11 protein-coding genes and 1 tRNA gene are annotated in these 12,058 nt (G+C 73.4%); 11 read left to right on the forward strand and 1 reads right to left on the reverse strand.

Features of this window, described 5'->3' with window-relative positions:
• Window positions 1–5: 5 nt before the first annotated feature.
• The 8 genes from ACZ6RC_RS00610 (at window position 6) to ACZ6RC_RS00645 (ending at window position 7,125) form a co-directional block, all read left to right on the forward strand.
• Window positions 6–701, forward strand: a complete 696-nt coding sequence (locus ACZ6RC_RS00610) for a phosphonatase-like hydrolase (protein WP_469578377.1) — start codon at window positions 6–8, stop codon at window positions 699–701.
• Window positions 698–1,753 (forward strand): ABC transporter ATP-binding protein, encoded by a 1,056-nt coding sequence (locus ACZ6RC_RS00615; RefSeq protein ID WP_469578380.1) that lies wholly within the window; start codon window positions 698–700, stop codon window positions 1,751–1,753. Before ACZ6RC_RS00610 ends, ACZ6RC_RS00615 begins: the two co-directional genes overlap by 4 nt.
• 244 nt (window positions 1,754–1,997) lie before the next feature.
• On the forward strand, window positions 1,998–2,795 hold the full coding sequence (locus tag ACZ6RC_RS00620; RefSeq protein ID WP_391143360.1) for a 2-aminoethylphosphonate ABC transporter permease subunit: 798 nt from the start codon (window positions 1,998–2,000) through the stop codon (window positions 2,793–2,795).
• Window positions 2,782–3,579: an ABC transporter permease gene (locus ACZ6RC_RS00625; protein WP_469578383.1), complete on the forward strand. Its 798-nt coding sequence runs from the start codon at window positions 2,782–2,784 to the stop codon at window positions 3,577–3,579. The genes ACZ6RC_RS00620 and ACZ6RC_RS00625 overlap by 14 nt, the downstream gene beginning before the upstream one ends.
• A gap of 95 nt (window positions 3,580–3,674) precedes the next feature.
• Complete coding sequence (locus ACZ6RC_RS00630; RefSeq protein ID WP_469578386.1) at window positions 3,675–4,742, forward strand: 2-aminoethylphosphonate ABC transporter substrate-binding protein; 1,068 nt, start codon at window positions 3,675–3,677, stop codon at window positions 4,740–4,742.
• Between the two features lie 140 nt (window positions 4,743–4,882).
• A complete protein-coding gene (locus tag ACZ6RC_RS00635; protein WP_391143131.1) occupies window positions 4,883–5,662 on the forward strand; it encodes an HAD-IIA family hydrolase in 780 nt (259 codons plus the stop codon).
• An 82-nt stretch (window positions 5,663–5,744) separates the two neighbouring features.
• Window positions 5,745–6,443 carry a hypothetical protein gene (locus tag ACZ6RC_RS00640; RefSeq protein WP_469578390.1) on the forward strand — a complete coding sequence of 233 codons (699 nt, stop codon included), beginning with the start codon at window positions 5,745–5,747 and terminating at the stop codon, window positions 6,441–6,443.
• 10 nt (window positions 6,444–6,453) lie between these two features.
• Window positions 6,454–7,125: a class F sortase gene (locus ACZ6RC_RS00645; RefSeq protein WP_469578393.1), complete on the forward strand. Its 672-nt coding sequence runs from the start codon at window positions 6,454–6,456 to the stop codon at window positions 7,123–7,125.
• A gap of 69 nt (window positions 7,126–7,194) precedes the next feature.
• On the opposite strand, the gene ACZ6RC_RS00650 is transcribed toward ACZ6RC_RS00645, so the two are convergent.
• Window positions 7,195–7,268 (reverse strand) — tRNA-Lys (locus ACZ6RC_RS00650).
• 183 nt (window positions 7,269–7,451) lie between these two features.
• On the opposite strand from ACZ6RC_RS00650, the gene ACZ6RC_RS00655 reads away from it, so the two are divergent.
• The 3 genes from ACZ6RC_RS00655 (at window position 7,452) to ACZ6RC_RS00665 (ending at window position 12,045) form a co-directional block, all read left to right on the forward strand.
• The gene (locus ACZ6RC_RS00655) at window positions 7,452–8,942 is read left to right on the forward strand and encodes a peptidoglycan-binding protein (protein ID WP_469578396.1); all 1,491 of its coding nucleotides are present in this window, start codon (window positions 7,452–7,454) and stop codon (window positions 8,940–8,942) included.
• Between the two features lie 24 nt (window positions 8,943–8,966).
• Window positions 8,967–11,300 (forward strand): SPFH domain-containing protein, encoded by a 2,334-nt coding sequence (locus tag ACZ6RC_RS00660; protein ID WP_469578399.1) that lies wholly within the window; start codon window positions 8,967–8,969, stop codon window positions 11,298–11,300.
• Window positions 11,301–11,454: 154 nt separating this feature from the next.
• Entirely contained in the window at window positions 11,455–12,045 is a 591-nt protein-coding gene (locus ACZ6RC_RS00665; protein WP_365715303.1) for a lytic polysaccharide monooxygenase auxiliary activity family 9 protein, read from the forward strand.
• Window positions 12,046–12,058: the final 13 nt, after the last annotated feature.

The raw sequence follows: 12,058 nt of genomic DNA on the forward strand, positions 1-12,058 counted from the left end.
CCGACATGACCGATACCCCGACGCACGACCTCGTCGTCCTGGACATGGCCGGGACGACCGTCGCCGACGGCGGCCTCGTCGAGCGGGCCTTCACGGCCGCCGCGGAGCGCCTCGGCGAGGATCCGGCGACGATGATCGACTACGTCCGGGCGACCATGGGCGAGTCCAAGATCTCCGTCTTCCGCCACCTCCTCGGCGGCGACGAGGCCCGCGCCCAGCAGGCCAACCTCGCCTTCGAGGAGGCGTACGGTGACCTGGTCGCGGGCGGCCTGATCGCTCCGATCCCCGGCGCCGCCGAGGCGATCGCTCAGCTGACCGAGCAGGGCCGCACGGTCGTCCTGACCACCGGCTTCGCCCGGGTCACCCAGGACGCCATCCTCGACGCCCTCGGCTGGCGCGACCTGGTCCCCCTGACCCTGTGCCCGGCGGACGCCGGCGGCCGGGGGCGCCCGTACCCGGACATGGTCCTCGGCGCCTTCCTCCGTACCGGAGCCGTCGACGACGTGCGGCGGATCGTGGTCGCGGGCGACACCTCGTACGACATGCTCAGCGGGGTGCGCTCCGGGGCCGGGATCGTGGCCGGTGTGCTGACCGGAGCCCACGACGAGGGCGCGCTCGAGGAGCACGGCGCCACGCACGTCCTGCCCTCGGTCGCCGAACTCCCGGCCCTGCTCGCGCGGTCGCGGGGGGCCGGGACATGACCAGCGGGATCCGCTTCGACGCCGTCTCGGTCGCCTACGGCCACCACACCGTGCTCGACACGCTCGACCTGACCGTCGAGCCCGGCGAGGTCATGGCACTGCTCGGGCCCTCCGGCTCGGGGAAGACGACCGCGCTGCGGGCCGTCGCCGGGTTCGTGCGGCCCGTCTCCGGGCGGGTCTTCATCGGCGACCGCGACGTCACGGCCCTCCCGCCGCACAAGCGGGGGATCGGGATGGTCGTCCAGCAGTACGCCCTCTTCCCGCACATGCGCGTCGAGGACAACGTGGCCTTCGGCCTGAAGGCCCAGAAGGCGCCCAAGGCCGAGATACCCGGAAGGGTCGCCGAGGCGCTGGAGATGACCGGGATGGCGGCCTACGCCAAGCGGTATCCGCGCGAGCTGTCCGGCGGGCAGCAGCAGCGGGTCGCCATCGCCCGTGCGCTGGCGATCCGGCCGAACGTACTGCTGCTCGACGAGCCGCTGTCGGCGCTCGACGCGCAGCTGCGCTCCGGGATGCTGGCGGAGCTGGCCCGGCTGCACCGGGAACTCCCGGACGTCTCGATCCTGTACGTCACCCACGACCAGGTCGAGGCGCTGACGCTGGCCGACCGGATCGCGGTCATGGACAAGGCCCGGCTGCAGGACTGCGGGACCCCGCAGGAGCTGTACCGCCGTCCCCGTACGGAGTTCACGGCCTCGTTCGTCGGCAACGCGAACCTGCTGCCGGTGACGGTGGGGGCCGGCACGGTCTCCTTCGGGGGCGCCCGGCTGAGCGTCGCGACCGACCGGGCGGCGCCCGGCGCGACCGCGACGCTGTGCGTGCGCCCCCATCTGGTCGGCCTCGGCGACGGGCCGAACGCGCTGCGGGGGCGGATCGCGGAGGTGCAGTGGCGGGGGGCGACGCACCGCCTGTACGTCGACGTCGGGGAAGGGCAGCGGGTGAAGGCCGACGTCCGCGAGCTGCGGGAGACGCCCGCCCTCGGGGACCGGGTCACCGTGCACTTCGCACCGGAGGACGCGGTGCTGCTGGGAGCCGGGGTGGCCCATGGGTGACGCGACCGCCCCGGCGGTGACGGCCGGACGGCGACGCGGGAGGGGAGCGCCCGCGGGGGAGGGATCCGTGCGGGCGGTGCCCACGGGCCCCGCCGGAGCCTCCGGTCCCGTGTCCGTCGGTTCCTCACCGGGCCCCGCCGGGACCGGATCCACCGCCTCCTCAGGTGCGGCCTCCGGTTCCGGTCCGGGCCCGTCCCGGCGGTCCGCGCGGGACGGAGGGCCGCCCGCCGCCGGCGCGCGCCGGGTGCCCACCACGCTGCTGTGGGCGCTGCCTCCCGTGGCCGTCCTGGCGCTCGTCTTCCTCTACCCCCTGGCCCTCGTCGTCCAGGAGTCCCTCGCCCCCGGCGCCTACGCCGACGTCTTCGCCTCCGAGGCGTTCCGGGAGGCCCTGGTCACCACCGTGTGGCTCGCGGTCGCCTCCACGGTCGGTTGTCTGGTCCTGGGGTTCGTGCTCGCCCTGGTCATCGCGTTCGTCCCCTTCCCCGGCGGGAAGGCGGTGTCGAAGTTCATCGACGTCTTCCTCTCCTTCCCGTCCTTCCTGATCACGCTCGCCCTGCTGTTCGTCTACGGCACGGTCGGCATGGCCAACGGGGTGTGGACGGACGTCACCGGCGCCTCCGCCGGGCCCTTCCGCTTCCTGACGACTCCCTGGGGCGTCCTCCTCGCGGAGATCACGTACTTCACGCCCTTCGTGATGCGTCCGCTCCTCGCCGCGTTCTCGCAGATGGAGACGGGACAGCTGGAGGCGGCGTCCTCGCTGGGCGCGCGGCCGCTGCGGATCGTCCGGCAGGTGATCCTGCCCGAGGCGCTGCCCGCGCTCGCCGCCGGTGGCAGCCTCGTCCTGGTCATGTGCCTCAACGAGTTCGGGATCGTGCTGTTCACCGGCGCCAAGGGCGTCACGACGCTCCCCATGCTCGTCTACGGCAAGGCCATCCTCGAGTCCGACTACGCCGCCGCCTGTGTCGTCGCCGTCGTCAACGTCGCAATCTCCGTGGGTCTCTACGGCCTCTACCGGGTGGTGAGCCGCCGTGCTGGTGCATAGCCGAACGGGCAGGTGGACGGCGTGGGCGGTGTTCGCGGTCCTCTTCGTCCCGCTCTTCGCCCTGCCCCTCCTCGTCATCATCGCCGCCTCCTTCTCCACGAACTGGTCCGGCGCCTTCCCCTCCGGGCCGACGGCCGAGCACTACGCGGCCGCCGTGCGCGGGGAGTCCCTGCAGGCGCTCACCACCAGCCTGATCACGGCGGTCACCGCGAGCGTCCTCGCCCTGACGATGGGCACCTGGGCGGCGCTCGCCGCCTCCGCCCTGCGCAAGCGGGGCCGCAGGGTCCTGGACGCGCTGTTCATGCTGCCGGTCGCGGTGCCGTCGGTGGTGGTGGGCCTCGCCGTCCTGGTCGCCTTCTCGCAGCCGCCGGTGCTCCTCAACGGCACGCGCTGGATCGTGATCCTGGCGCACACCGTTCTGGTCACGGCCTTCGCCTACCAGTCGGTCTCGGCCGCCATCCGCCGGCTCGACCCGATGTACGAGCAGGCGGCGGCCAGTCTGGGCGCCGGCCCCGCGTACGTCCTGCTCCGGGTGAAGCTGCCGCTCCTGCTGCCGTCCCTGAACGCGGCCGCCGGGCTCTGCTTCGCCCTGTCCATGGGCGAGCTGAGCGCCACGATGATGCTCTACCCGCCGGACTGGCTGCCGTTGCCGGTGCTCATCTTCACCGCCACCGACCGCGGCTCCCTCTTCACCGGCTCGGCGCTCGCCGTGGTCCTGATGGCGACCACCCTGCTCGTCCTGCTCGCCGTCTCCCGGATCCGTACCAAAGCGTCCTACCGCTGAGCCCCCGAGCCCCGGCTCGGTCCGTTCCCCGCGCGGTCCGTCCCCCGCGCGGTCGTCCCCGCGAAGCCCCGCCGCACACAGGAGAGAACGACGTCATGCGCACCACGTCCCAGCACCTCAGGCCGATCGCCGCCGTCACCGGCAGCCTCGTCCTCGCCGCCACCCTGACCGCCTGCGGGGGCACCTCCACCGCCTCCACCGAGAAGGTCGTCACCGTCTACAGCGCCGACGGTCTCAAGGGCGAGAAGGGCGACGGCTGGTACGACAAGGTCTTCGCCGACTTCGAGAAGCAGACCGGCATCAAGGTCGAGTACGTCGAGGGCGGCTCCGGCGAGATGGTGCAGCGCGCCGTCCGCGAGAAGAACAACACGCAGGCCGACATCATCGTGACCCTGCCGCCCTTCATCCAGCAGGCCGACTCCAAGGGACTCCTCCAGACGTACGTCCCCGAGGGCGCGGAGTGGGTCGGCGGAGGCGACAAGGCCGAGGACGGCAAGTGGACCTCGGTGGTCAACAACTACTTCGGCTTCATCTACAACAAGGAGCAGCTCGAGCAGGCCCCCAAGACATGGGAGGAGCTGCTCGACCCGAAGTTCGAGAACAAGCTGCAGTACTCCACCCCCGGTGTCGCCGGTGACGGCACGGCCGTCGTCATCAAGGCGATGCACGACTTCGACGGCGAGGAGCCGGCGATGGAGTACCTGAAGAAGCTCCAGGCCAACAACGTCGGCCCGTCCTCCTCCACCTCCAAGCTCGCGCCCAAGGTCGACAAGGGCGAGATACTCGTCGCCAACGGCGACGTCCAGATGAACTTCGCCCAGTCCAAGTCCATGCCGAACCTCGGCATCTGGTTCCCGGCCAAGGCCGGCGAGAAGCCGACCACCTTCGCCCTGCCGTACGCCGCGGGGCTCGTGAACAAGGCCCCGCACAGCGAGAACGCCAAGAAGCTGCTCGACTTCATGCTCGCCGAGAAGGCGCAGCGCCAGGTCAGCGAGATCGGCGGCGGGTTCCCGGCCCGCAAGGACGTCAAGGCCACCGACGCCAACGCGATCGCGCTGGCCGGGCTGCTGAAGGGCGTCGAGATCTTCGAGCCGGACTGGGCCGACATCGACGAGAACCTGAAGACGTACATCGAGGCCTGGAAGTCGGCCACCGGAAGCTGACCGGCCACCACTCGAGCGCGGTACCCGGTGATCGACGGGGTCGGGATCACCACGGCTTGACTAGTCTGGGGGCGTCGCCACAGCGCTGTCGCGGCGCCCCCAGCACACGGCACGTTTTTGTACGGCAGGAGTCCCCGCACATGGCAGAGCGCAAGCCGATCGAATCCTGGCTGACCGACATGGACGGCGTCCTCATCCACGAGGGCGTTCCGATCCCCGGCGCGGACGCCTTCATCAAGAAGCTGCGGGAGACCGGGAAGCCCTTCCTGGTCCTCACCAACAACTCGATCTACACCGCCCGCGACCTCCACGCCCGGCTCGCCCGCATGGGCCTGGACGTGCCCGTGGAGAACATCTGGACCTCGGCGCTGGCCACCGCCCGCTTCCTCGACGACCAGCGCCCCGGCGGCACCGCGTACGTCATCGGCGAGGCCGGGCTCACCACGGCGCTTCACGACATCGGCTACGTCCTCACCGACCACGACCCGGACTACGTGGTCCTCGGCGAGACCCGGACGTACTCCTTCGAGGCCATGACGAAGGCGGTCCGGCTGATCAACGCGGGCGCCCGGTTCATCTGCACCAACCCCGACGAGACCGGCCCCTCCCTGGAGGGCCCGCTCCCGGCCACCGGCTCCGTCGCCGCCCTCATCACCAAGGCCACCGGCAAGGACCCGTACTTCGCGGGCAAGCCCAACCCGCTGATGATGCGCACCGGCCTCAACGCCATCGGCGCCCACTCCGAGTCCAGCGCCATGATCGGCGACCGGATGGACACCGACATCCTGGCCGGCCTGGAGGCGGGCATGCAGACCTTCCTCGTGCTCACCGGGCTGACGACGCAGGCCGAGGTGGACCGCTACCCCTTCCGCCCGTCGAAGATCGTCGACTCGATCGCGGACATCGTCGACCGCGTCTGACCGACGGGGGCCGTCCCCTGGTCGCGCCCCTGCGGATGCGCGAAGACGGGAACGGGGTGACCCTGCATCTCAGGAGGTCACGATGCGTTTTGGTCCCATTGCCCTGTGTGCCGCCGGGGCGGCGGCCGTCTTCGTCCTGGTGCCCACGGCCGGCAGCGCGTACGCGCACGACGGGGTGAGGGTCACGGTCACCCCGTCCACCGCCCGGCCGGGCGCCGCCGTCGGCATCCGCGTCCACGGCTGCCACGGCCGGACCGGCACCGCCGCGTCCCAGGCGTTCGTCGCCGAGGCGCGCCTGGCCGGCTGGGACGGGGGCATCTCGCCGCTCCTCGGCGGCGCCACGCTCCGGGCCGGGCTCCAGGGCGGGACGTACCGGGTGAGCGTGACCTGCGACGGTCACCACCACCGGGACGCCGGGACGCTCCACGTCCGGCGGCAGAGCGAGCCCCCGCACAAGCCGAGCCCTCGGCCCACGCACGAGCCGACCCATCGGCCCACCCACGAGCCGGCGTACGAGTCCGACTATCGGCCGGCGTACGAGTCCGACCACCGGCCGACGCATCACGCGACGCCGGTCGCCCCGGTCCGCGCCGGCGGCGGCGGCGCCGCCGTGGCCTTCGCCGCGCCGGTCGCGCCGAGCGTCGCGCAGACCGCGTCGGAGAGCGGCCTCGGCACCCCCTACACCCTGGTCGGCCTGATCATGGCCGCGGTCGCCGCCGTGGCCGTCGCCTTCCGCAGCGCCCGCCGCGGCCGCGAGGACGCGGCCGGGCGCGCGGACTGAGGAACCCGCCGTGTCCCGCGCGCCCCGCCCGGCGGGCACCGGGCGGGCGCTGACCGGCGCCGGCTGGGCGGTGCTGTTCCTCGCCCTCTGCCTCTGGGACGGCGGCGGCGGGGAAGGGCCGGGCGACGACCCGGCGCCGGCCCACGGCGACATCGCCGCGATCGGCCGTACGCTCGACGCCCCCCTGCCTCCCGCGCACGGCCCACTGCCGTCCGCGACGCCCCGCCGGCTCGACATTCCCTCCCTGGGCGTCACCGCTCCGGTGGTACCCCGCGGCCTGGACCGTACGGGCGCGGTCGACCCCCCGCCGTACGAGTCGGCCGGGTCCGTCGGCTGGTTCGAGGGCGGTACGCGGCCGGGGGCGCGGGGGCCGGCGCTCTTCGTCGGCCATGTCGACACCGCGTCCCGGCCGGCCGTCTTCTACGGGCTGAGCTCCGCACGCCCCGGCGCGAAGGTCCGGGTGGCGCGGTCGGACGGCTCGGTCGCCGAGTTCACCGTCGACGACGTCCGGGTCGTCCCCCGGGACGGCTTCGACCCCCACCAGGTCTACGGCCCGCGGGTGCCCGGCCGGGCCGAGCTGCGGCTGATCACCTGCGGCGGCACCTTCGACCCCACGGTCGGGACGTACACGGCGAACGTCGTCGTCTCCGCCTACCTCACGGGCGCGACGCCCCCGCCCTGAGCCGGCGCGGTCCACGCCCGGGAACAACCGAGGCCCCCTCACCGATGGTGAGGGGGCCTCGACTCTGCGTGCGCCGCCAGGGACTCGAACCCCGGACCCGCTGATTAAGAGTCAGCTGCTCTAACCAACTGAGCTAGCGGCGCCTGCTGACCTGCACAACTTTACCCGATCCCCGCGAGTGCTCCCGACCATTTCCGACCGATCACCGGCCTGTCGGATCGTCCTTTTTACCTTCGATCCGTCAAAATGCGATATGTCCAGACAGTTGAGACACTGACGCCCGTATCGCAGGCCAAAAGATCTTGACGAGTGTGGAGGGGATGCGCATGAGCGTGCCGGTCTTCGTGGAGTACGAGCCCGCGGCCGACTGCGGCTGCCCGGGCTGCGCCCAACGGCGGCGCGATGTCGCCCTCGGCCTGCCCGTGCGGGCGGGCGGCCATCCCGCCGCGCACGGAGCGCGCCGGGCGCTGGTCCTGGTGACGGCGGCGGGAGCGGTCCTGGGCGGCGGGGGACCGACCGCCCTGGCCGGGCCGGCCGACCCCGCGGGCCCGGCGGAGACGAGGGCTGAGCGGGCCGGAGCCGCGGAAACGACGGTGGTCTCCGACACCGCAGGGGCGGAGGATTCGGGAGAGGTGAGGGAGGCGGCCGAGGTGGTCGCCTCCCCGCGCGTCGGGGGCGCGGACACCTCGGGCCCCGCCCCCGACACCCCGCAGGGCGGGACCGGCCCGCTGCACGGAACCCCCCGCCCCGGAGCCCACGGCCCCGCCTCGCAGCCGTCCCCCGTCTCGACTCCGACGACCAGTCAGATCACCACCGAGTCCCTGCGGAAGACGACCCGCGCCGAGATCATCAACCGAGCCAAGCGGTGGGTGAACGCGCAGGTGCCGTACTCGTTGGAGAGGTACTGGTCGGACGGCTACCGCCAGGACTGCTCGGGCTACATCTCCATGGCGTGGAACCTGCGCGCCAACGAGTGGACCGGCAGCCTCGACCGTTTCGCCGAGCGGATCGACCGCACCGAGCTGCAGCCGGGCGACATCCTGCTCTTCCACAACCCGGCCGATCCGACCAAGGGTTCGCACGTCACGATCTTCGGCGGCTGGACGGACTACACCCACACGTCGTACGTCGCCTACGAGCAGACCAAGCCGCGCACCCGTCAGCAGGCGACACCCCTGGCGTACTGGACCCACTCCGACCGCTATGTCGCCTACCGCTACAAGGCGGTGGTGAGCGCAGACGCGGTGACGGGCGGCACCGGCGCGGGCGGCGGACCGGGTGCGGCGGCGACGCCGTACCCCGGTGACGCGATGTTCGGCCCCGGTGCCCGCAACGCCTACGTCACCCAGCTCGGGCGGCTGCTCGTGGGGCGGGGCGCCACGACGTACTACCGCACGGGCCCGGGGCCGAACTGGAGCGACGCGGACCGCCGGGCGACCCAGGCGTTCCAGCGGGCGCAGGGCTGGAAGGGCGCGGAGGCGAACGGCCTGCCGGGCCCCCACACCTGGCGGCTGCTGGTGACCGGCAAGGGCAGGAACATCGGCGGTTCGAGTGGTTCGGGCGGTTCGAGCGCAGATGCGCCGGGGTTCCCCGGGCGTGGCTCCTTCCGTCCGGGCCAATCCAACGCATATGTGGAGAAGCTGGGCAAACAGTTGGTGAAGCGGGGCTACGGCAAGCACTACGTGTCGGGTCCCGGTCCGCGCTGGTCGGAGGCGGACCGTCGCAATGTCGAGGCGTTCCAGCGGGCACAGGGATGGCGCGGCGGCGCGGCCGACGGTTACCCGGGCCCGGAGACCTGGCGGCGCCTGTTCCGATGAACCCGAGAGCATGAGGTGGACCGAATGACCCGATCGACCCCGAACCCGCTGGGCCCGGCGCCCGACGGCGGCGCGGCGGCCTCGCGCGACGCGGCCCGCACGGCGAGACGCCTGACGGACGAGCTCCGCGCGTGGCGGCCGAAGCGGTCCGCGCCGGCTCCCGAGCCGGAGGCCGCTCCCGCCGGCCTGGACGGCGACCTGGCCACGACGACCCCGGTCGCGTCACCGGGTTCGCGGAGCGACGAGCCCACCCCGAAGGCCGACCTGCCGGGCCCGGTGAACGTCTCGGGCCCGACGGACCCGGTCGGCCTGCTGCCTCCCGAGGCCCCGGCCCCCGACCCCGCTCCCGAGGACTCGCCCCCGGACCCCGCTCCGGAGGACGATGCGGGCTCCGGCGAGACTCCCGGCGACGGCTCTACGGCTCCGGACACGGCCGCGCCCGCCGACGCGGACGCCGTGCGCGAGGCCGCCGCGCCCAGCGTGTCCACGCCGACGGACGAGGCGCCCGCGGCGACGGCGGACACCTCACCGGCCGCTGACGAGGGCACGAAGACGGCGGTTGCGGAGGCCCCGGCCGGTGCGGGTCGGGTGGCCGGCCCGGGTCCCGCGCACGCGAAGCCTCGCTCCGAAGCGGGTGCGGAGACCGCCGCTCCGGAGACCCTTGCCGGTGCGGGGCAGGCGACCAGGCCGGGTCCCGCGCACGCGAAGCCTCCCGCCGACGCGGGCGGAGCGGACGCCGCGGAGCCGGCGGCTTCCCACGCCCCGGAGTCCGTACCGGGGGACACCCCCGCGAGCGGCGGTGCCACGGACTCGACCATCCCCGCCGACCCGAAGCCCCGAGAGGGTACGGCCCCGACGGGCGTCGTGGATCCCGTGCATCCGACCTTCCCCGCCGGGCCCCACGCGCGGATCAGCACCGCTCTCGCCGGAACCGGCACCCCGACCGGCAGCGGCCCCAGCACCCCGACCGGCAACGACCCCGGCACCGGCACCCCGACCGGCAACGACCCCGGCACCCCGACGACCGGCCCCCGTCCCCCCAAGGGCGCCGCCCCGTCCGGTGGCGGGCGGCGGACCGCCGACTTCCGGCGGATCGCCGCCGCCGGGGTCCGTACGATCACCGTGCCCGTCGTCGCCGAGGTCACCTCCGTGCGGGCCAGGCAGGCCCCGCCGCGCTCGCTGCCGAGGCGCAAGACGGTGATCGGGAACGAGACGACCGGGTCGATCCCGGTGCACCTCCTCTTCCGCGACGAGCCCGAGCGCCCCGCGGGCGACGCGCCCCGCGGGGACGACGACGGCGGTCCGGCCACCGTCGCCCTCGCCGCCGCCGTGGCCCTCGCGCCCGCCACCCCGCGGACGTCCGGCGCCGCCCCGGCGTCCCCCACGCCGTCCACCAGGCCGGCCCTCCCCAAGCACGCCCGCCCGGAGCCCGCCCGCCCCGCCCCCACCGCCGACCCCCAGCTCGTCGAGCGTCCGGGCAGGGCGTTCCCCGGGTGGCTCGGCATCCTCGGCGGTCTGCTGGCGCTCGCCGGCTGCGCGGCCGTGGTGTGGTGGACCGGCGCGGTGCCCGGGGCGGTCGACCGGATGCTCCGGCTGTCCCCGCGCCCGTACCACGGCATCCACCTCGGACAGTGGGGGCTGCTCGCCCTCGGCGTCCTGGCCGCCCTCTTCTCCTTCGGCGGTCTCGGCCGCGGCCGCGTCGGCTACGCCTGGGTCCTGACCCTCTTCGGCGACTACCGCGGCAGCGTCCGCCGCACCGGCCTCGTCTGGATCAGCCCGCTCCTGCTGCGCCGCCGGGTCGACGTCCGCCTCCGCCACTGGCGCAGCGAGCCGCTGCCCGCCGTGGACGCCAAGGGCACCGCGCTCGATGTGGTGGTGCTCGTGGTCTGGCGCATCCGGGACACCGTCCGCGCCGCCCTGGGGGTCGAGGGCCACGAGGAGTACCTGCGCGAGCAGGTCGAGGCGGCCATGGCGCGGGTCCTGTCCCAGCTCCCCGCCGACGCGTTCCACGAGGACGCCCCCACCCTGCGGGACGCGGAGGCGGTCGGCGAGGCCCTGACCCGGATGCTCTCCGCGGAGTGCGCGCCGGTCGGGATCGACGTGTTCTCGGCGCAGCCGACCCGGATCGAGTACGCCCCCGAGCTGGCCGCCGCGATGCGGCGCCGCCGGATCGCCGCGATCGACGCCAAGCACCGGGACAGCGTGCTGACCGCCGTCGTGGACGCGGTGGACGACGTGGTCCACCGGCTGACCACGCGTGGTCTGGTGGAGCTGGACGACTACGACCGCAAGGCGCTGGTCAAGGACCTGACGGTGGCGTTCTACACCGGCCGGTCGGGCCCGGGAGAGGGCGCGTGACGGGTCTGGACAGAGGCAAGTTCCGTCCATACCTTGGTACTTGGTCTAGACCGGAATAGGTACTACCGCGGAAGGCCCGCGGCGGTGCCGCACGACTGCCGCACGCGTGCAGCACGGCTCATCGAACTCCCCCACGTTCATCAGGAGCGACAGCATGCGCAAAAAGATAGGCGTGGCGGCGGTGGCGCTCGGCGTCGCCGGCGCCTCCCTCTTCGCCACCAGCAGCGCCAGCAGCCATGGCTACACCGACTCTCCGATCAGCAGGCAGAAGCTCTGCGCCAACGGCACCGTGACCAACTGCGGCTCCATCCAGTGGGAGCCGCAGTCGGTCGAGGGCCCCAAGGGCTTCCCCTCCGCCGGCCCCGCCGACGGAAAACTCTGCTCGGCCGGCATCTCGCACTTCTCCCAGCTGGACGACCCGCGCGGCGGCAACTGGCCCGCCACCCAGGTCACGGCGGGCCAGAGCTACAGCTTCCGCTGGCAGTTCACCGCCCGCCACCGCACCACCGATTTCCGGTACTACATCACCAAGAACGGCTGGGACCGGACCAAGCCGCTCACCAGGGCCGCTCTCGACTCGCAGCCCTTCCTGACCGTCCCGTACAACAGCCAGCAGCCGCCGGCCACGCTCTCGCACTCCGGGACGATCCCGGCGGGCAAGACCGGCAAGCACCTGATCCTGGCGGTGTGGACGGTCGCCGACACGGCGAACGCCTTCTACGCCTGTTCGGATGTTCAGTTCTGACGGTTCGTCAGTT

This window comes from Streptomyces sp. NPDC048353 (assembly GCF_055587165.1).

Excerpts from the sequence above, each read along its gene's own strand:
- ACZ6RC_RS00610 (WP_469578377.1), top strand. The coding sequence starts at position 6 with ATGACCGATACCCCGACGCACGACCTCGTCGTCCTGGACATGGCCGGG.
- ACZ6RC_RS00615 (WP_469578380.1), top strand. The coding sequence starts at position 698 with ATGACCAGCGGGATCCGCTTCGACGCCGTCTCGGTCGCCTACGGCCAC.
- ACZ6RC_RS00630 (WP_469578386.1), top strand. The coding sequence starts at position 3,675 with ATGCGCACCACGTCCCAGCACCTCAGGCCGATCGCCGCCGTCACCGGC.
- ACZ6RC_RS00635 (WP_391143131.1), top strand. The coding sequence starts at position 4,883 with ATGGCAGAGCGCAAGCCGATCGAATCCTGGCTGACCGACATGGACGGC.
- ACZ6RC_RS00640 (WP_469578390.1), top strand. The coding sequence starts at position 5,745 with ATGCGTTTTGGTCCCATTGCCCTGTGTGCCGCCGGGGCGGCGGCCGTC.
- ACZ6RC_RS00655 (WP_469578396.1), top strand. The coding sequence starts at position 7,452 with ATGAGCGTGCCGGTCTTCGTGGAGTACGAGCCCGCGGCCGACTGCGGC.
- ACZ6RC_RS00660 (WP_469578399.1), top strand. The coding sequence starts at position 8,967 with ATGACCCGATCGACCCCGAACCCGCTGGGCCCGGCGCCCGACGGCGGC.
- ACZ6RC_RS00665 (WP_365715303.1), top strand. The coding sequence starts at position 11,455 with ATGCGCAAAAAGATAGGCGTGGCGGCGGTGGCGCTCGGCGTCGCCGGC.